This is a genomic window from Oerskovia rustica (assembly GCF_014836555.1).
In the GTDB taxonomy this organism is placed as follows: domain Bacteria; phylum Actinomycetota; class Actinomycetes; order Actinomycetales; family Cellulomonadaceae; genus Oerskovia; species Oerskovia rustica.
On sequence record NZ_JACSQQ010000013.1, the window covers coordinates 21,657 to 40,966 of the forward strand.

The window sequence follows — 19,310 nt, forward strand, 5'->3', positions numbered from 1 at the left end:
GGCTTGCTCAGTGGCGGACGGACCACAGCGACGGGTGCGACCCGGCCGCGACGAGGTCGGCGACCGACGCGCGCGGTGCGGCGTCCGTGACGAGGGCCTCGCCCACGAGGACGGCGTGCGCCCCGGAACGGGCGTAGTCCATGACGTCGTGCGGGCCACGCACCCCGGACTCGGCGATGCGGACGTACTCGTCGGGGATGGCCGGGGCGAGCCGTGCGAACGTCGTACGGTCGACCTCGAGGGTCTTGAGGTCGCGGGCGTTGACGCCGATGACGCGGGCACCGGCGTCGATCGCGCGCGAGACCTCGTCGAGCGTGTGCACCTCCACGAGGGCGGTCATGCCGAGCGAGTGGACGCGCTCGACGAGCGAGGTCAGGACGGTCTGCTCGAGCGCCGCGACGATGAGCAGGACGAGATCCGCACCGTGGGCACGGGCCTCCCAGACCTGGTACGGCGTCACGACGAAGTCCTTGCGCAGGACCGGGATGTCGACCTTGCCCCGCACGGCGTCGAGATCGGCCAGGCTCCCGTTGAACCGTCGCTGCTCGGTGAGCACCGAGATGACGGCGGCGCCGCCCTTCTCGTACTCCGAGGCGAGCGACGCGGGGTCGGCGATGGCCGCCAGGTTGCCCTTGCTGGGGCTCGAGCGCTTGACCTCGGCGATCACGGCGACGGCGTCCTCGGCCTTGAGGCGGCTGATGCAGTCGAGCGCTCCGTGGACGCGCGAGGCGCGCTCCTTCAGCTCGTCCAGGGTCGTCCTCGCCTGGCGCTCCGCAAGGTCCTCGCGGACTCCCGCGACGATGTCCTCCAGAACCGTCATCTGATATCTCCCCGTGCTCGTCGTCGACTCCGTGCCACCAGAGGCTCGCGTCCGTCCGCCGGGACCGTGACGGGTCACCCGCAGCATCTCTCCGCGAACCATTGACAGGGAGATACCTGCCATCGTAGAGCCGCCTGAGAGTGACCAGGGACACGTGTCACCTCGCGAGACGTGTCCCAGGTCCACGCCTGGGCGTCAGGACGGCCCCAGGAACGGCGCCAGCGCGGGCACGTTCCGCGCGATCCCGAAGCCGATCAGGATCGCGAGCCCGACGACCCCGGTCCACGGGGGGACCGCCCTCGCCGTCGTTCCGCGCCGGGCCCGACGGACCCACAGGGCCCAGGCGACGACGAGGAACGGCACGACGAGGACCCAGAGCGGGTTCATGGCCCACGCCCCCGCGAGGTCGCCCGTCGCGAGGTCGTGCGTCGCGCGCAGGCCACCGCACGCCGGGCACGCCCACCCGGTGAGGGCGAGCAGCGGGCACAACGGGTAGCCGCCCTCGTGCGGGTCCACGAGCGCGAGGAGCACGGTGGCCCCTGCGACGCCCGCCCCGACCCCGAGCGGCGTGCGCAGGGCACGCCACGTCCGGTCCTCGGCCCGAACCGTCGCCGAGGGAGCCGGCGGCGACACCGGTGGTCTCGTCATCTGCGCGCCCCCTCTCGTCCTGTGCCGCTCGTCAGTAGGACGTCGAGTCGACCTCGCCGAACGCGAGCCCGAAGCCCACCAGGATCACGAACAGGATGATCGCGAGCACCGACAGCGCCGACGCGACCCAGCCGAGGATGACCCCCGCCTGCGCGAGCCCTCCGTTGTTCGCCTCGCCGGCCTCGACCGCACGCTTGGCCTTCGTGCCGACGATGATGGCCGGGATGCCCGTGAGGAACCCGCACGACAGCACGAACGACGCGATGCCCAGCACGAGGGCCCAGATGCCCAGGTCGTTACGGGGGAAGTAGCCGTAGCCCCCGGGAGCGCCGGGGGCGGGGTACGGCGAGGCACCGTACGGAACCTGCTGCGGCGCACCGTAGGGCGGCTGCGCGGGCGGCGGGTACGGCGAGTACCCGCCCTGCTCTGCACCGGGCACGGAACCCGGGGCGGGCTGCCCCGTGGGCGCCGCGTACGGCGACGCGGGCTGCCCGGGGTAGGTCGGGTAGCCGGGGGTCGGGGGCGGCGCCTGGCCGGGGGCCTGCGGATCCACGGGCTCGCCGCCGGGCTGCTCGCCCTCGGGGCGGTAGGGGTCGTTCGGCGGGGTGGGTGGGTAGCTCATGGTGCGACCTGCTCTCTACGAGACGGCTGCGCGGCCCGGTCGACGCCGGGTCTGCTGCCGGTGGTACGGCACGCGCCACGCACCGAAGGGGGTGCGCGGCGCGTGGAGTCACGTCCGGGCTCTCGCCCGGGAGGGGTCAGTGCTGCGTCGTCGTCCGGGGTGCGACCCCGGGCTTCGGCTGGCCGTACCCCATGTTGCGCAGCACGCCGCCGCCGACGAGGGCCAGGGCGACCACGACCATGCCGACCCAGAAGAGCCAGACCTGGGCCATCGCGACGGCGACACCCGCGACGACCGCGCCCACGATGATGCCGATCATGGTGAACCAGGCCGCGACGGTGTGCCCGTGGTTCGTGGGAGGTGCCGACGGCGGCAGGTAGGAGATCTCGGTGGTCTGCGGCTTCTCGGCCATGGGGGTGTGCCTTTCGTCAAGATGTGCGCCCAGCCTATCGGACGCGGGTCGGTCTGTTCCTGCTGGCAGGACGTGATGTTCAGCGGTCGGTGGGGTCCTCGCCGCGGGTCAGCGAGTCCCACGTCTCCTGCTCGTCGGGCTCCTCGCCCTCCGGTGCGGCCGCCGCGTCGCCCGCCGGCGCGTCGGCAGACGCGGTGGACGACGCGTCGGCGCGACCGGTGCCGGACGACGGCGAGGCCTCGGTGCGGACGATCTCGTGGCGGGCGGAGACCCGCCCCCACGACGGGGAGGACACCGCCGCCCAGAGGGCCACGAGGACCACGAGCACGCCCACGGCGCAGGCGACGTAGGGCCAGGGGGTGAGGACGATGCCGCTCGTCATGTCCGTGACCCCGGTCGCCTCGGCGACCGCGGTCCGGGCGGCCTGCGTGGGGTCGCGCAGGATCGCGGCGGCCGATGCGGCGACGACGACCCCGCTCGCGGCGGACACCAGGAGCACGAGCCAGCGACCGATCCGCCCGACCAGTCCGGGAGCCAGCGCGCTCGCCACGACGACCAGCGCGCCCGCGCCGACTCCCGGCGCGGCCGACGTGCCCGTGACCTGGACCAGGACGTCGGGGTCGAGCGGTGTGGCCCCCGAGGTGCGCAGCCAGGTGGGTGCGGCAGCCGCGAGAGCGCCGCCTCCGAGCACGAGCAGCAGCAGGATGGCGCTGCGGCGCGCCAGGCGCCACGACCGCGGCGCACGAGCGGCCGCCGCGGACCCGGTACCTCGCGCGGCGCCGGCAGCGCCGGGCGACACCCCGGTCATGCCAGGCTCCGCAGGCGCGCCGCGAGCTGGACGGCGCGCACCGCGGCCGCCGCCTTGTTGCGTGACTCCTCGTACTCGAGGGCGGGCACGGAGTCGGCCACGATGCCCCCGCCCGCCTGGACGCTCGCGCGTCCACCTCGGATGAGCGCGGTGCGGATCGCGATGGCCATGTCCATGTTGCCGTCGAAGTCGAAGTAGCCCACGGTCCCGCCGTAGATGCCGCGCGACGCGGGCTCGAGCTCGTCGATCAGGGCGATGGCGCGCGGCTTCGGGGCGCCCGAGAGGGTGCCCGCCGGGAACGTCGCACGAAGCACGTCGAGCGCCCGTGCTCCCTCGCGCAGCGTCCCGACGACGGTCGAGCACAGGTGCATGATGTGGCTGAACCGCTTGGTGGCCATGAACTCGACCACCTCGACCGACGCGGGCTCGCACACCTTCACGAGGTCGTTGCGCGAGAGGTCGACGAGCATGATGTGCTCGGCGCGCTCCTTGGGGTCGGCCAGCAGCTCCTCGCCCAGCGCGACGTCCTGCTCGGGGGTCGCGCCGCGCGGACGCGACCCGGCGATGGGGAACGTGACCACGTGCCCGTCGTCGACCTTGACGAGCGTCTCGGGGCTCGACCCGACCACGGCGAAGTCCGCGCCGTCGGCGTCGGTGAGCTGGAAGTAGTACATGTACGGGCTCGGGTTGATGGTCCGCAGAGCCCGGTAGACGTCGAGCGGCGGTGCCGGGCAGTCGAGGTCGAGCCGCTGGGAGATGACGATCTGGAAGACCTCGCCGTCGCGGATCGCCTCCTTGCCCGCGAGCACCGCGTCCTCGAACTCCTCGCGCGTCGAGCGGAACTCGAGCTCGGGCTCGGGGACGTCGACGACGACGGCCGCGGTCGAGGATCCACGGCCGGTCCCGGCCACGAGCTCGCCCTGCATGCGGTCGAGGCGCGCGACGGCGTCGACGTAGGCCTCGTCGACCCGCTCGTCGGTGTCGTCGAAGTTGATCGCGTTGGCCACGAGCCACACGCTGCCCTCACGGTGGTCCACGACCGCGAGGTCGGTCGCGAGGCACAGCGTGACCTCGGGGACACCCAGCTCGTCGGGCGCGTTCGCGGGCAGCGTGGGCTCCCAGTGGCGCACGACGTCCCACCCCAGGGCGCCCGCGAGCCCGCCCGTGAGCGGGGGCAGGCCGTCGATCGCGGGGGTGCGCAGCGCGTCGAGGGTCCGTTCGAGCACGTCGACGACGTCCCCGGACGTGGGGACGCCCGCGGGGACGTCGCCCGTCCACACGGCCTGACCGTCGCGCGCGGTGAGCGTCGCCCGCGAGGCGACGCCCACGAACGAGTAGCGGGCCCAGGAGCCGTCGACCTCGGCGGACTCCAGCACGAACGTGCCCGGGCGGCCCTGCGCGAGGGTCCGGTACAGGCCCACGGGAGTGACGTCGTCGGCCAGGAGGCGGCGCACGACCGGGACCACCCGGCGCGAGGACGCGAGCGCGCGGAATCCCTCGACCGCGGGCCAGGTCTCGCCCCAGGGAAGGCCCGCGGCGGGCACCACGGGGACGGGCGAGCTGGTCACGGGGGCCGGTCCGGTCACTGCGTCTTCTCCTCGGAGGTCTCGGTCTCGGGGCGGTTCCCGACGACGGCGCCCAGGTCTCCACCCGCCTCGAAGCAGGTCCGGGCACCGGTGTGGCAGGCCGCACCCACCTGGTCGGCGCGGACGAGCAGGGCGTCGCCGTCGCAGTCGATCGCGACGGACTGTACCCACTGCGCGTGGCCCGACGTGTCGCCCTTGCGCCAGTACTCCTGCCGTGAGCGCGACCAGAACGTGACCCGGCCGGTCGTCAGCGTGCGGCGCAGCGCCTCGTCGTCCATCCAGCCGAGCATGAGCACCTCACCGGTGTCGTGCTGCTGGACGATCGCGGCGACGAGGCCGTCGGCGTCGCGCTTGAGGCGGGCGGCGAGGGTCGCGGGCAGCTCGGCGGGAGCCGCGATCGAGGTCCCGTCGGAGGTCTTGTCCGCAGGGACGGGCTGGTCGGCGGACGGGGCTGCGTTCTGGGGCACCCGAGAATCCTGCCAGATCCCCGGGCTCCCCTCGTCCGTGGTCCGCGCCTCGGCCCGCCCGCCGACCTCGCTCATCGCGTCTGCGCGACCCACGACGCGTGCATCGAGGCGTAGACGCCTCCCGCGGCCGCGAGCTCGGCGTGCGGGCCGACCTCGACCACGTGCCCCGCGTCGACCACGACCACGAGGTCCGCGGCCTCCGCGGTCGAGAGCCGGTGCGCGATCGTGATGGTGCTGCGGCCCGCCGTGAGCGAGTCCAGGGCCCGCGCGATGCGGACCTCGGTCGCGGGGTCGACCGCCGACGTCGCCTCGTCCAGCACCAGGAGGTCGGCCTCGGCGAGGTACGCGCGCGTGATCGCGACGAGCTGCCGCTCGCCCGCGGACAGCGCCTCGCCACGCTGCCCGACGGCGGAGCCCAGCCCGTGCGGCAGGTCCGCGACCCAGTCGGTCAGGCCGAGCTCGGCGACCGCGGCGTCGATGCGCCCGGCGTGCCGGGCGGCGGCCTGCGCGGCGGTCTCCCCCGTCCGAGGACCTCCCTGCTCCGACACGTCCCGCACGCCGTACGCGATGTTCTCGGCGAGCGTGCCGTCGAACAGGAAGCCCTCCTGCGGCACGAGGACCACGCGCTCGCGCAGGCTCGCGGCCGACAGGTCGCGCAGGTCCACGCCGTCGAGCCGGACCGCGCCCGACGTCGGGTCCATGAGCCGTGTCACGAGCTTGGCGATCGTCGTCTTGCCCGAGCCCGTGGCGCCGACGACCGCGACCGAGGTGCGGGCCGGGAAGTCGAGGTCCACGCCGTGGAGCACCTCCGGGCCGTCCGGGTAGGCGAAGCGGACGTCCTCGAGCGTCACGTGGGCGGGCCCGCGCGGCGAGCGCACGCCCTGCTCGCCCTTGTCGACGACCTGGATCGGGGTCTCGACGACCGCGAGCACACGACGCCAGCCCGCGACGGCGTTCTGCAGCTCGTTGAGGATCTCGGTCGCCATCTGCACCGGCCCTGTGAAGAGCTGCACGAGGAACAGGAACGCGAGGAGCTTGCCGGCCGTGATCGTCCCGTCGATGCCGAGCAGGGTGCCCACGACCACGACCGCCGCGAGGACCAGGTTCGCGACGAGCACGCCGCTGGAGAAGACGGTCGAGACGAGCTTCTGCGCCCGGACCATGCCCGTGCGCGTGCTCTCGACGGCCGCGTCGATCCGGCGTCCCGTGCGCTCCCCCACGCCGTAGGCGCGGATCGTCTCGGCGCCCACGACGGACTCCGAGATGGCGCCGAGCATCGCGCCGACCCGTTCGCGCAGCGCGGTGTACGCCGCGTTCACGTGCTTCTGCGCGGGGCGCAGGATCAGGAAGAGCGGCACGAAGCACGCCCACACGAGCAGCGTGAGCTGCCACGAGTAGAACGCCATGAGGATCGTCGCGGCACCGATCTGCAGCACCGAGACGAGCAGCATGATGCCGCCCCACTGGACGAACAGGGAGATGGTGTCGACGTCGCTCGTGACGCGCGAGACCAGGGCGCCGCGACGCTCGGTGCTCTGCGTGAGGACCGACAGGTCGTGCACGTGCCGGAACGCGCGCACGCGCAGGCTCGCGAGCCCGGCCTCGGTCGAGCGGAAGAGGCGCACGTTGACGAGCGCCGAGCACAGGCCCGCGACCACCAGGACGCGGGCCGCAGCCCCCACGAGCAGCGTCACGCGGCTCGTGTCGGGGCCTCCCGGCGCCATGATGCCGGTGTCGACCGTCTGCTGGACCGCGATCGGGACGACGATGCGCCCCAGGGCGGCCGCGACGGCCAGGAGCAGCGTGATCCACACGCCCTGGAGGATCTCCGGCGACATCTGGACGCCCTTGCGCAGGGTCGCGAAGACCCCCAGCGCGCTCGCCGAGGCGATGCGGGCGCCCGTCGCGTCCTCGACGACGACCTCGGGCTTCGCGGCGCGGCCGCGACGACGACGCTCGCGGGGCGGGGTGGCGGTCGTGGTGCTCACTCGGTCACCGTCTCTTCCTCGGCATGACGCACGATCTCGTCGGTCTCCTCCTGCTCGCAGCGCTCGATCTCCTCGCGCTGCTCGTCGTCCTGGTCGTGCTCCTCGTGCCCGTCCGGCAGGGCGCCGTCGAGCTCGTCGGCCTCCGCGCGACGCTCGGCCTCGCGCTGGTACGCGGTCGCGAGCTCGCGGTAGCCGAGATCGCGGGCCAGCAGCTCCTCGTGCGTCCCGACGTCGACCACCCGCCCGGACTCGACGTGGACCACCTGGTCCGCGAGCGCGACGCTCGACATGCGGTAGGCGACCATGACGACCGTGGGGTGCTCCGCCGTCGGGCGTGCGCCTGCCGCGGCCGTGGGGCCCTCGCCGCGCAGCCCCGCCAGGATCTGCTGCTCCACGCGCGGGTCGACGGCGGAGGTGGCGTCGTCGAGGACCAGCAGGCGTGGGGAGCGCACCAGGGCACGCGCGATCGCGAGCCGCTGCCGCTGCCCGCCCGACAGGTTCGAGCCGCGCTCGCCCAGCGGCGAGTCGAGGCCGCCGGGCAGACGGGAGACGACGTCGTCGACCTTCGCCAGGCGCAGCGCGTCCCACACCTGCTCGTCGGTCGGGCCGACGCCCTCGTCCGCGAGCGTCACGTTGGAACGGACCGTGTCCTCGAAGATGAACGTGGACTGCCCGACGAGCGCGACCTGACCCGTGAGGTCGGACGCGAGCGCGTCGCGCACGTCGACGCCGTCGATCAGGACACGGCCCCGCGTCGGGTCCGACAGGCGCGAGAGCAGGGACACGAGCGTGGTCTTGCCCGCACCCGTGGGGCCGACGACCGCGACGGTCCGCCCGGGGGCCAGGTCGAGCTCGATGCCGTCGAGCAGGGTCACGTCGCGACCACCCGCGCGGACGTCGACGCCAACGTCCTCGAAGCGCACCTGCGCACCCCGCGACGTCACGGGCAGCCGCTGCTCGCCCGCGACCGGGATGCCCGGGGCGTCGAGCACGCTCGCGATGCGCTCGTAGCCCACGAGCGCACGCGGCAGCTCGCCCAGGACCCACCCGAACGCACGGACGGGGACCGCCATGATCGTCAGCAGGTACGCCGCCGTCACGATCTCGCCCGTGTCGACCGCCCCCGCCGAGACCCGGGCCGCCCCGACCCCGAGGACCAGGAGCGTGCCCAGCGAGGGCAGCAGCTCGATCACCGGGTCGAAGTACGCGCGGACGATCCCGACGCGCACGTTGGCCGCGCGCAGCTCGTCGGTGCGGGCCGCGAAGCGGCGCTCCTCACGCGCCTCGGTGCCGAGCGACTTGACCAGGAGCGCGGCCTCGAAGCTCTCGTGCGCGACGTCCGAGACCTCGGCCCGCAGCTGCTGAGCGTGTGTGATCGCGGGCGACATGTACTTCTGGAAGACGACGTTGACCGCGACCGCGACCGGGATGACGATCAGCGCGGCGCACGCGAGCCACACGTCGATGCGGAACAGCATGACCGCGGACACGCCGATCATCACGACCACGCCCAGCGCGAAGGGCAGCGGGTTGAAGACCCCCGTCGCGGCCTCGACGTCGGAGTTGGCGTTCGACAGGAGCTGGCCCGCCGGATGGGCGCGGTGCCACGACATGGGCAGGCGCAGGTACTGGTGCGTGACGGCCGTGCGGTGCCGGGCCTGGATGTTCGCGTAGCCGTAGCCCGCGAAGATGCGCCGACCAGCGACGGTCAGCGCGAGCGTCACCGCGATGCCCACCAGCACGAGCCCAGCGATCCACAGGTCGCCCCGGGCGTCGGCGTCCCCCGCGAGCGCAGGGACGACGACCTCGTCCGTGACCCGCCCGACCGCGAGGCTGATGCCCACGGTCGTCGCGCCGAACAGCGCGGAGGCCCCGATCGCGAAGATGTAGACGCGCCACTCGGAACGCATGCCGCGCCCCATGAGCTGGAGCGAGCGTCGCGTGCGCGAACCGGTCAGGGCGTGGCGCCGTGTCGTCGCCGACGACGAGGGCGCGGGCGGCACTGTCCGTCCGGTGGACCCTGCGGGTGCGTCGGGGTGCGGGTGGGTGGACTCCGACCGGCCGGGCGCAGCGCCGGGGCGCGCGTCCTGGGTCCGGGGCGGGGTGTTCGTGGGGGTGCTCCGTCGCGCGGACACGGACGATCCTCGTCTTTCGTGGGGGTTGTCACGATCTTCTCACACGGGACATGGCGTGCTCGTGCGAGCATGGCCCGATGCAGCCCACCGCCTGGCACGCCCACGAGCGCGCCGCCCTCGTCCACGCCCTCACCCAGGCCGGCCCCGACGCCCCGACCCTCTGCGAGGGGTGGCGCACCCGGCACCTCGCGGCGCACGTGATCCTGCGCGAGCGCCAGCCGTGGACGCAGGCCGGCGCCAACGGCGGGCCGCTGCACCGCTGGTCCGAGGGCCACCTCCAGGAGCTCGCGGCGACCGCGCTCGAGCCCGGAGGCTACGCCGCGCTCCTGGCCCGCGTCGAGCAGCCTCCCGCCGCGTGGAGCCCGTGGTCCTGGGCCGGGGACCTCGTCAACCTCGCCGAGTACTTCGTACACACCGAGGACGCGCGGCGCGGCACGTGGGAGGCGGGGCCGGAAGAGACCGGCACGGACGGCGGCACCGGGGGCACGAACCCCTCGGACGGGCGCGCCCGCGACCTGCCGCCCGGCCTGCGGGACGCGCTCTGGGCGCAGCTCCGCCGCGCCGCCCCGCTGTTCTTCCGCCGTTCCCCCGTGAGCGTCGTGCTGGTCGTCCCCGGCGGGCAGCGTCTGGCGGTCAAGTCACCGCCGCAGCGTCCGTCCGATGACGGACGCCTCGCCGGCACGGTCGTCGTCACGGGTCAGGTGGGCGAGCTCGTGCTCCACGCGTTCGGTCGCGGGCGCCACGCCGGGGTCACGGTCCAGGGCGACGCGGCCGACGTCGAAGCGCTCGACGCCGTGGTGCCCGGACCGCGCTGAGGCGCGCGTCGTCGTCGGGCACGCACTCAGCGGACGAGCAGGCCGGCCTCGCGCATGTGCTCCTTGACGTCGCCGATCGTCAGCGTCCGGAAGTGGAACACGCTCGCGGCCAGCACGGCGTCCGCGCCGGCCTGCGCGGCCTGGGCGAAGTGCTCGGGGGTGCCCGCTCCCCCGCTCGCGATGAGCGGGACCTTCACCTCGGAGCGCACCGCGGCGAACATCTCCAGGTCGAACCCACCCGTCGTGCCGTCGGCGTCCATCGAGTTCAGCAGGATCTCGCCCGCGCCCAGCTCCGCGGCGCGCACGGCCCACTCGACCGCGTCGATCCCGGTCCCCCGGCGACCGCCGTGCGTCGTCACCTCGAAGCCCGACGGCGTCCGCACCTCACCGCTCACGCGTCGCGCGTCGACCGAGAGCACCAGGACCTGGCTGCCGAACCGGTCGGCGATCTCCGCGACGAGCTCGGGGCGAGCGATCGCCGCCGTGTTGACCCCGACCTTGTCCGCCCCCGCGCGCAGCAGCTTGTCGACGTCGTCGGGCGTGCGCACCCCGCCACCGACCGTGAGCGGTACGAAGACCTGCTCCGCCGTCCGGCGGACCACGTCGTACGTGGTCTCGCGGTTGCCCGAGGAGGCCGAGACGTCGAGGAACGTGATCTCGTCCGCCCCCTCGGCGTCGTAGCGCGCCGCGAGCTCGACGGGGTCACCCGCGTCGCGCAGGTTCTCGAAGTTGACGCCCTTGACGACGCGCCCCGCGTCGACGTCCAGGCAGGGGATGACACGGACCGTGACCGACATGAGCTACTGACCTTCCGTCTGACCTTCTAGGCCCGGTGTCTCGTCGACCACCGGGAAGTGCGCGTCCAGGATGTCCACCACGTACACGAGCGTCTCGTCCGCGTACGGCCGCCCCGTGCCCGCGTAGGCCAGGGCGGGCGGGACGACGAGCAGCACCTGGCTGCCGACGCTCTGCTCCAGGAGGCCCCGCTCCCACCCCTCGATGATCTGCCCGATCCCGATCATGGTCGACGCCGGCTTGGTGCCCTCGGGCCAGTTCGAGTCCACGATCTCGCCCGACGACCACGCGACCCCCGTGAAGCGGACCGTGACGACCTGCCCGGCCTCGACCTGGACCCCGGCGCCGCGGACGAGCGGCTGGACCACCAGGTCCCCCGGAGGGGCGGTGTCGGCGGGGATCGTCACCGTGGGAGCCCCGTCGTCGTCGAGCGCCACCGTGGGCAACCCCTCGACCGGTGGGATCTCGGCCCCCGACGCGCGCGTGGGCAGCACGTCGATGACCAGGACCAGCGGGACGTCGTTCGCCTCCTCGAGGTACAGCACGCGCGCCCCGACCCGCTGCCCGGCCAGGAGGTCGACGATCTCCGACCCCGCCTCGGCGTCCGTCAGGGCGAGCGACGTGGGGGCGTCGGTGTACGTGTTCTGCAGCACCGTGCCGTCCCGCCCGTCGAGCGCGTACATGTTGACGAGCACGTCCTGCCCCTCGACCAGCTCCGCGCCTGTTCCGGGCACGAGGACCTCGCCACGCTCGTCCGGGACGCTCAGGGGCTGCTGGAACTCGACGACGGGCGGGTCCCCGATCTTCCCCGAGACCGTGACCTCGGAGTTCGCGGACGCGTCCTCGCGCTCCGGCAGCTCCGAGCAGGCCGTGGTGGTCAGCACGAGCGCCAGTACGACGACGACGGACGACCAGTGGTGCTGACGGCGCACGAAGCTCCTCGGGACGAGCAGGGAACGGGGTGCCACCACCCTAGCGGTGGCGGCGCCCCGTCCCTGCTCGTGTCCGGACTGCGGGCCGACGTCACATGGACTCGATGAGCCGCTCGACCCTCTCGTCGACGTTCTGGAACGGGTCCTTGCACAGCACGGTCCGCTGGGCCTGGTCGTTCAGCTTGAGGTGCACCCAGTCGACCGTGTAGTCCCGCCGGGCCTCCTGCGCCTTGCGCACGAAGTCCCCGCGCAGCTTGGCCCGGGTGGTCTGCGGCGGGATCGCCGTCGACTCGAAGACCTCGAGGTCCGTGGTGATGCGCTCGACCATGCCGCGCGCCGCGAGCATGTTGTACAGCCCGTCGGTCCGCGAGATGTCGTGGTACGCCAGGTCCAGGCGGGCGATGCGGGGGTCGTCGAGCTCGAGGCCGTGCTTCTCCTGGTAGCGGCGCAGGATCTTGAGCTTGATGACCCAGTCGAGCTCACGGTCGACGAGCGACAAGTCGTCGGTCTCCAGGGCACGCAGCCCGCGCTCCCACAGGTCCAGGACCTGCTTCACGACGGGCGTGGGGGTCTCGTTCGCGTCGACGAACTCCTTGACCCGCTGCAGGTACTCGCCCTGCAGGTCCACGGCCGTCACGGTGCGCCCGTTCGCCATCTGCACGGGATGCTTGCCGGTCATGTCGTGGCTGATCTCGCGGATGGCCCGGATCGGGTTCTCGAGGGCCATGTCCCGCATCGGGACCCCCGCCTCGATCATGCGCAGGATCAGGTCGGTCGCCCCGACCTTGAGCATCGTCGTGGTCTCCGCCATCGACGAGTCACCGACGATGACGTGCAGGCGCCGGTAGGACTCGGCGTCGGCGTGCGGCTCGTCGCGCGTGTTGATGATGGGGCGCGAGCGCGTGGTCGCGCTCGAGACGGCCTCCCAGATGTGGTCCGCGCGCTGCGACAGGGCGTAGATCGCACCGCGCGGTGTCGCGAGGATCTTCCCGGCCCCCGTGAGCACCTGGCGCGTGATGAGGAACGGCACCAGGACGTCCGAGAGGCGCGAGAAGTCACCCTGACGGCGCACGAGATAGTTCTCGTGGCAGCCGTAGGAGTTGCCCGCCGAGTCGGTGTTGTTCTTGAACAGGTGGATGCGTCCAGGCAGCCCCTCGTGCTCGAGCCTCTCCTGGGCGTCGGCCACGAGGCCCTCCAGGATTCGCTCGCCGCCGCGGTCGTACGCCACGAGCTGGCGGACGTCGTCGCACTCGGCCGTCGCGTACTCGGGGTGCGACCCGACGTCGAGGTAGAGGCGCGAGCCGTTGCGAAGGAACACGTTCGACGAGCGCCCCCAGGCCACGACCTTGCGGAACAGGTAGCGCGCGACCTCGTCCGCGGACAGGCCGCGGCCGTCGTCCGAGGCGCAGGTCACGCCGTACTCGGTCTCGAGACCGAAGATCCTACGGTCCATCCGGAGCCTCCTCGGGTGTCTCCTCGAGCAGCCCGGCCAGCACCGCGCCGGTCAGGCGGCGGAAGGCGCGCCGAGGACGGGTGCGGTCGAGGACCGCGACCTCGAGCTGGCTGGGGGGGATCGCTTCCGCCCCTTCGAGCGCGTCCCGGGCGTCGTGGGCGCCCGCGCCGCCGAGCGTCGCGACCGCGAGACGCAGCACCTCGGGGAGCGTCATGCCGGGGTGCCAGGCCTCGCCCAGGTCCCGGCCGAGCTGCTCGGCCTGCCCGCCCATGACGACGAAGCCCGACTCGTCCGCGACCGACCCGTCGTAGGACAGGCGGTAGATCTGGTCCTGGGACGGGCTCGACCCGACCTCGGCCACGACGAGCTCGACCTCGAGCGGCTTGGACTCGGTCGTGAAGACCGTGCCGAGCGTCTGCGCGTACGCGTTCGCCAGCCCGCGCGCGTTCACGTCGGACCGGTCGTACGAGTAGCCGCGCAGGTCCGCGTACCGCACGCCCGCGACGCGCAGGTTCTCGAACTCGTTGTACTTGCCGACCGCCGCGAACGCGATGCGGTCGTAGATCTCGGAGATCTTGTGCAGCGACCGGGACGGGTTGTGCGTCGCGAACGCGATGCCCTCGTCGTAGGCGAGCACGACGACCGAGCGACCCCGGCCGATGCCCTTGCGCGCGAAGTCGGCCCGGTCCTTCATGAGCTGCTCGGGCGAGACGTAGAACGGCATGCTCATCGTGCGTCACCTCCCTCGTTCTGGTCGGTCGGGTCCGGCTGGTCGGCCGGGAGCCCCGGCGGCTCCGGGGCGAGCCCCGCCGTCGGGCGTGCGATGCGCACGCGCGCCGCACGGTTCCCGTCGGCCTGCTCGGTGCGCTCCGCGACGATCTGCGCCGCGACCGCCGCGAGCTCGTCGTCAGGGACTCGGCGGTACCCCTCGGCGGTCACGGTGACCACCACGGGCCAGATCTGACGGACCGCGTCCGGGCCGCCCGTTGCCGAGTCGTCGTCCGCCGCGTCGTACAGCGCCTCGACGGCCACGTGGACCGCGTCGGCGGGTTCGAGCCCCGGGTGCCAGCGCTTCTTGAGCGACCCGCGCGCGAAGACCGAGCCCGACCCCACGCTGTGGTGGTCGCGCTCCTCGTAGCGTCCGCCCGTGACGTCGTAGGAGAAGATGCGCCCCAGCCCACGGTCCAGGTCGTAGCCCGCGAACAGCGGCACGACCGCCAGGCCCTGCATGGCCAGGCCGAGGTTCGCCCGGATCATGGTCGAGAGCCGGTTGGCCTTGCCGTCGAGCGACAGGAGCGCGCCCTCGATCTTCTCGTAGTGCTCGAGCTCGAGCTGGAAGAGGCGCACGAGCTCGACCGCGATGCCCGCGGTCCCCGCGATGCCCACCGCGGAGAACTCGTCGGCCGGGAAGACCTTTTCGATCTCGCGGTTGGCGATCATCGACCCCATCGTGGCGCGCCGGTCCCCCGCCATGACGACCCCGGCCCCCAGGGACCCGGGGTCCCCGAAGGTCAGCGCGACGATCGTCGTGGCGTGCGGGGCGAGCTGCGCGCCCGCAGCGCCGTGGCCGGCTGCGGCGGAGGGACCCGCGACGGCCTTCGCAGAGGGCAGGAGGTCAGGGGCGTGGCTCGCGAGGAACTCCACGAAGGAGGACGAGCCCGGCGTGGTGAAGGCGTGCGGCAGACGCCCGGAGAAGTCCATGGTCATCAGCTCCTGGCCGGTCCGGCTACTCGCCGCCCTTCTGGACGAACCCTCGGACGAACGACTCGGCGTTGGACTCGAGCACCTCGTCGATCTCCTCCAGGAGCGAGTCGACCTCGGCGTCCCGGTCCTGGGCCTGCGGTGCGACGGGCGCGGGGGTGGCCGCGTCGTCGTCGGGACGCCGGTCCTCGTGCGATGCGCTGGTGCGTTCCTGGGCCATCTTCGCCTCCTGGGTGTGCGTGCTGTCCTGCTGGTCCGTGGGCGGCCCTGCGCGAGGCCCGCGTCTTCTTGAAGCCTAGGCTCTTGCGTGCCGATCGCGAGGTGCGACGAGCCGCGAGCGCGCGGCGGGGTCCGTCATCGGCTGCCCGAGAGGCCTGCGAGGAGCGCCCCCGCGTCCGTGCTCGCGTCGAGGAGCGCGCCGATGTGGGCCCGGGTGCCGCGCAGCGGGTCGAGCATGGGCACGCGCTGCAGCGACGGGGCGCCCACGACGTCGAAGATCACCGAGTCCCAGCTCGCGGCCGAGACCTGGTCGCCGAACCGGGCCATGACCTCGCCCCGGAAGTACGCGCGCGTGTCCTCCGGCGCGTGGTGCACGGCCTGGGAGACCGCGCGCTCGTCGACGACGCGCTCGGCCGCGCCCGCGGCGAGCAGCCGGTGGTAGATGCTGCGCTCGGGGCGCACGTCCGACCACTGGAGGTCCATCGCGGCCAGGCGCGGGTGGTCCCAGTCGAGGTGGTCGCGCTGCCGCAGCCTGTCCAGGAGCCGCAGCTTCGCGACCCACTCGACCTCCTTGGCGCACGAGGAGGGGTCCGTCCCGAGCCGTTCGAGGACCGAGTCCCAGCGGTCCAGGACCGACCGGGTCTCGTCGTCGAGCGTGCCCAGGTGCTCGGCCGCACGGCGCGCCACGTCGGCATACACGCGCTGGACGTCGAGGGCCGTGAGCCGGCGCCCGTCGGCGAGCAGGAGCGGCGCGGTCAGGTCGAGGTCGCGGCTGACCCTCTGCACGTCCGTCACGGGGTCGTGCAGGCGCAGGGCCGCGAGCTCGGCGCGCAGCGAGACCCCGGTCGCCGCCTCGACCGACGCGAGCGCGTCGAGCTGCTCGATCACGAAGAGGACGAGCGAGGTGGTGCCGAGCTTGAGGTAGGTCGCGACCTCGAACAGGTTCGCGTCCCCGATGATCAGGTGCAGGCGCCGCCAGCGCTGACGGTCGGCGTGCGGCTCGTCGCGCGTGTTGACGATGGGGCGGCGCAGCGTCGTCTCGAGGCCGACCTCGGCCTCCATGTAGTCCGCGCGCTGCGAGAGCTGGAAGCCTGGCTCCTGCCCCACGGCGCCGAGGCCCACGCGGCCCGAACCCGTGAAGACCTGGCGAGTGACGAGGAACGGGGTGAGCAGCTCGACGATCGTCGCGAACGGGACGTCGCGCTCGACGAGGTAGTTCTCGTGCGTGCCGTACGAGGCGCCCTTGCCGTCGACGTTGTTCTTGTAGAGCACGACCTCCGAGCCCGGCACGGCGCTCAGCTCGCGCGAGGCCGCGAGCATGATGCGCTCGCCCGCGACGTCCCAGCAGACCGCGTCGGCCGGGTTCGTGACCTCGGGCGACGAGTACTCCGGGTGCGCGTGGTCGACGTACAGCCGCGCACCGTTCGTCAGGATGACGTTCGCGGCGCTCGGGTCGTCGTACTCCTCGTGCGTGGGGCGCGCGACCTCCTGGAGGGAGGTCGACACGCCGGGGCGCTGCGCCACGGGGCCAGACGGCGCAGGCCGGGTCGGGTCGTCCGTCAGCAGCGAGGGGTGGGCCGAGGCGCGCTGGAGGTGGAACCCCCGGGCGTCCTGCAACGGGTCCTCGTCGTCGTAGTCCCACCGGGCCTTGCCGCGAGCGCCGTCGGCACGGGCCGCGAGCGCCCGGTAGGTCGTCACGACCTGGCTCGACATGAGCATCGGGTTCGCGAGCGGCCGCCCGGGCTGCAGCACGCCGTACTCGGTCTCGATCCCCATCACGCGTCGCACGGTCACGAGCACCACCCTATGCCGGGGCCGTGACGGCGGGGCGGGCTGTCCACGGAGAGGACCGCCACGACGCACCTGCCCGACCCGTCCCCGACGCGAGCCAGGCCCGGCGGCGGGGTGCGCCGTCGGGCCTGGTCGTGTGGTGCGGCGCCTCGCGCCGGCCCCTGTGCCTGCAGGTGCCTAGAGGTACTGCCCCGTGTTGGTCACGGTGTCGATCGTGCGCGCGACCGCGCCCGCCCCGTCGCCCTTCTTCTGGACGATCGTGCGGATGAAGACGATGCGCTCGCCCTTCTTGCCGGAGATCCGCGCCCAGTCGTCGGGGTTGGTCGTGTTCGGCAGGTCCTCGTTCTCCTTGAACTCGTCGACGCACGCCGCGAGCAGGTGCTCGACCCGGATGCCGCGCTGACCGGTCGCCAGGAGGTCCTTGATCGCGGACTTCTTGGCGCGGTCCACGACGTTCTGGATCATGGCGCCCGAGTTGAAGTCCTTGAAGTACAGGACCTCCTTGTCGCCGCTCGCGTACGTGACCTCGAGGAACTGGTTCTCGTCCTCCTCGGAGTACATGCGCTCGACGACGCTCGTGATCATCGCGTCGAGGGCCTCCTGCGGGCTCCCGCCGTGCTCAGCCAGGTCGTCGGCGTGGATCGGCAGGTCCGTGGTCAGGTACTTCGCGAAGATCTCCTTGGCTCCCTCGGCGTCGGGGCGCTCGATCTTGATCTTCACGTCGAGCCGCCCGGGCCGCAGGATCGCGGGGTCGATCATGTCCTCGCGGTTGGAGGCGCCGATGACGATGACGTTGTCGAGGCGTTCGACGCCGTCGATCTCGCTCAGGAGCTGCGGGACGATCGTCGTCTCGACGTCGGACGACAGCCCCGTGCCGCGCGTGCGGAACAGCGACTCCATCTCGTCGAAGAACACCACGACCGGGGTGCCCTGCGAGGCCTTCTCCCGGGCGCGCGCGAAGATGAGCCGGATGTGTCGCTCGGTCTCCCCGACGTACTTGTTGAGAAGCTCGGGCCCCTTGACGTTGAGGAAGTAGCTCTTGGCGCCCTGGGGGTCCGAGACGACCGTCTCCCCCGCGAGCTCGCCCGCGGCGGCGCGCGCCTTGGCGACGGTGTGCGCGAGCGAGTTCGCGACGGCCTTGGCGATGAGCGTCTTGCCGCACCCGGGGGGCCCGTACAGCAGGACGCCCTTGGGCGGGCGCAGCCCGTGCTCACGGAACAGGTCCGGGTGGCTGAACGGCAGCTCGACCGCGTCACGGATCTGCTCGATCTGCGGCCCCAGGCCACCGATGTCCGAGTAGTCGATGTCGGGGACCTCTTCGAGGACGAGCTCCTCGACCTCGGACTTGGGCACGATCTCGAACACGAAGCCGCTGCGCGTGTCGATCGTCAGGGAGTCCCCGACGCGCAGAGGCGCGTCGGCGAGCGAGCCCGCGAGGCGCACGACGCGCTCCTCGTCGGAGCGCCCGACGACCAGCGCACGGTCGGAGCCCAGGAGCTCCTTGACCGTCACGAGCTCGCCGACCTGCTCGTACCCGCCCGCGGCCACGACCGTCATGGCCTCGTTGAGCTTGACCTCCTGGCCCGGCGCCAACCGCGACACGTCCAGGCTCGGACTCGCCCCGACGTGCATCTTGCGGCCCGCCGCGGACACGTCGACCGTGCCGTCGGGGTGCGCACCGAGGAACAGCGCGTACGTGCCCGGCGGCTTGGCGAGCTCGTCGATCTGCCGCTTGAGGTCGATGATCTGGTCCCGCGCGGCCCGCAGGGCCTCGGCGAGCCGCTCGTTCTTCGCGGACAGGATCGCCTGCTGGCGCTCCGCGTCACGGCTCGGGGTCTGTCCAGGTGTCAGTCCAGGTGTGTCGGTCATCCGGCTTCTCCCTCTCGCAGGCACCGTCAGGCGGTCGTGCGGTCGACCCCGTCACCGGTGCGTCACCGACCCCCGGCAACCCGGTGATCGAGGCACGACCTTACGCACAAGTCTCTCGCGAGCGCTGCCAGAACACCCGGGTTGAGACGGCCGTTCCTCAATCGTTGTCGACGGCGCCCGAAACGTCCCGGGTGTCCTCGGCCGTGGCCGCGGGGTCCGCCAGCGGCTCGTCGACGCCGTCCGCGGCGT

At 72.9% G+C, this 19,310-nt stretch carries 18 protein-coding genes; 1 reads left to right on the top strand and 17 read right to left on the bottom strand.

The genetic code is table 11. From position 1 onward, the window contains the following. Positions 1 to 7: 7 nt before the first annotated feature. The 9 genes from trpC to H9652_RS09315 all read right to left on the bottom strand — a co-directional run bounded on the left by trpC (position 8) and on the right by H9652_RS09315 (position 9,273). Positions 8 to 820, bottom strand: a complete 813-nt coding sequence (trpC, locus tag H9652_RS09275) for an indole-3-glycerol phosphate synthase TrpC (protein WP_191795980.1) — start codon at positions 818 to 820, stop codon at positions 8 to 10. Between the two features lie 195 nt (positions 821 to 1,015). After that, positions 1,016 to 1,468, bottom strand: a complete 453-nt coding sequence (locus tag H9652_RS09280; RefSeq protein WP_191795981.1) for a DUF2752 domain-containing protein — start codon at positions 1,466 to 1,468, stop codon at positions 1,016 to 1,018. Positions 1,469 to 1,499: 31 nt separating this feature from the next. Then, positions 1,500 to 2,090 carry a DUF4190 domain-containing protein gene (locus H9652_RS09285; RefSeq protein WP_191795982.1) on the bottom strand — a complete coding sequence of 197 codons (591 nt, stop codon included), beginning with the start codon at positions 2,088 to 2,090 and terminating at the stop codon, positions 1,500 to 1,502. Positions 2,091 to 2,226: 136 nt separating this feature from the next. Beyond that, on the bottom strand, positions 2,227 to 2,502 hold the full coding sequence (locus H9652_RS09290) for an HGxxPAAW family protein (RefSeq protein ID WP_191791288.1): 276 nt from the start codon (positions 2,500 to 2,502) through the stop codon (positions 2,227 to 2,229). Positions 2,503 to 2,581: 79 nt separating this feature from the next. Further along, the gene (locus tag H9652_RS09295; protein ID WP_191795983.1) at positions 2,582 to 3,310 is read right to left on the bottom strand and encodes a Trp biosynthesis-associated membrane protein; all 729 of its coding nucleotides are present in this window, start codon (positions 3,308 to 3,310) and stop codon (positions 2,582 to 2,584) included. Further along, positions 3,307 to 4,878 (bottom strand): anthranilate synthase component I, encoded by a 1,572-nt coding sequence (locus H9652_RS09300; protein WP_191796050.1) that lies wholly within the window; start codon positions 4,876 to 4,878, stop codon positions 3,307 to 3,309. Before H9652_RS09300 ends, H9652_RS09295 begins: the two co-directional genes overlap by 4 nt. A gap of 14 nt (positions 4,879 to 4,892) precedes the next feature. Next, positions 4,893 to 5,294, bottom strand: coding sequence for a phosphoribosyl-AMP cyclohydrolase (gene hisI, locus H9652_RS09305; protein ID WP_318244074.1), 402 nt, complete (start codon positions 5,292 to 5,294; stop codon positions 4,893 to 4,895). A 140-nt stretch (positions 5,295 to 5,434) separates the two neighbouring features. Beyond that, positions 5,435 to 7,201 carry an ABC transporter ATP-binding protein gene (locus H9652_RS09310; RefSeq protein ID WP_191796051.1) on the bottom strand — a complete coding sequence of 589 codons (1,767 nt, stop codon included), beginning with the start codon at positions 7,199 to 7,201 and terminating at the stop codon, positions 5,435 to 5,437. A gap of 146 nt (positions 7,202 to 7,347) precedes the next feature. Continuing rightward, positions 7,348 to 9,273 (bottom strand): ABC transporter ATP-binding protein, encoded by a 1,926-nt coding sequence (locus H9652_RS09315; RefSeq protein ID WP_191796052.1) that lies wholly within the window; start codon positions 9,271 to 9,273, stop codon positions 7,348 to 7,350. A gap of 290 nt (positions 9,274 to 9,563) precedes the next feature. On the opposite strand from H9652_RS09315, the gene H9652_RS09320 reads away from it, so the two are divergent. Continuing rightward, positions 9,564 to 10,301, top strand: coding sequence for a TIGR03085 family metal-binding protein (locus H9652_RS09320; RefSeq protein ID WP_191795985.1), 738 nt, complete (start codon positions 9,564 to 9,566; stop codon positions 10,299 to 10,301). Between the two features lie 26 nt (positions 10,302 to 10,327). Here the strand turns inward: H9652_RS09320 and hisF are convergent, their stop codons facing one another. The 8 genes from hisF to arc form a co-directional block, all read right to left on the bottom strand. Continuing rightward, complete coding sequence (gene hisF / locus H9652_RS09325) at positions 10,328 to 11,098, bottom strand: imidazole glycerol phosphate synthase subunit HisF (protein ID WP_191795986.1); 771 nt, start codon at positions 11,096 to 11,098, stop codon at positions 10,328 to 10,330. A 3-nt stretch (positions 11,099 to 11,101) separates the two neighbouring features. Continuing rightward, positions 11,102 to 12,028 carry an FKBP-type peptidyl-prolyl cis-trans isomerase gene (locus H9652_RS09330; RefSeq protein WP_191795987.1) on the bottom strand — a complete coding sequence of 309 codons (927 nt, stop codon included), beginning with the start codon at positions 12,026 to 12,028 and terminating at the stop codon, positions 11,102 to 11,104. A gap of 91 nt (positions 12,029 to 12,119) precedes the next feature. Next, the gene (gene pafA / locus H9652_RS09335) at positions 12,120 to 13,481 is read right to left on the bottom strand and encodes a Pup--protein ligase (protein ID WP_191795988.1); all 1,362 of its coding nucleotides are present in this window, start codon (positions 13,479 to 13,481) and stop codon (positions 12,120 to 12,122) included. Then, positions 13,471 to 14,211, bottom strand: coding sequence for a proteasome subunit alpha (gene prcA, locus H9652_RS09340; protein WP_191795989.1), 741 nt, complete (start codon positions 14,209 to 14,211; stop codon positions 13,471 to 13,473). Before prcA ends, pafA begins: the two co-directional genes overlap by 11 nt. After that, the gene (prcB, locus tag H9652_RS09345; protein ID WP_225227993.1) at positions 14,208 to 15,188 is read right to left on the bottom strand and encodes a proteasome subunit beta; all 981 of its coding nucleotides are present in this window, start codon (positions 15,186 to 15,188) and stop codon (positions 14,208 to 14,210) included. The genes prcA and prcB overlap by 4 nt, the downstream gene beginning before the upstream one ends. Positions 15,189 to 15,207: 19 nt before the next feature. After that, positions 15,208 to 15,402, bottom strand: a complete 195-nt coding sequence (locus H9652_RS09350) for a ubiquitin-like protein Pup (RefSeq protein ID WP_191795990.1) — start codon at positions 15,400 to 15,402, stop codon at positions 15,208 to 15,210. Positions 15,403 to 15,536: 134 nt separating this feature from the next. Beyond that, on the bottom strand, positions 15,537 to 17,177 hold the full coding sequence (dop, locus tag H9652_RS09355; RefSeq protein WP_225228007.1) for a depupylase/deamidase Dop: 1,641 nt from the start codon (positions 17,175 to 17,177) through the stop codon (positions 15,537 to 15,539). A 192-nt stretch (positions 17,178 to 17,369) separates the two neighbouring features. Continuing rightward, positions 17,370 to 19,061, bottom strand: a complete 1,692-nt coding sequence (gene arc, locus H9652_RS09360) for a proteasome ATPase (protein WP_191795991.1) — start codon at positions 19,059 to 19,061, stop codon at positions 17,370 to 17,372. Between the last annotated feature and the right edge of the window lie 249 nt (positions 19,062 to 19,310).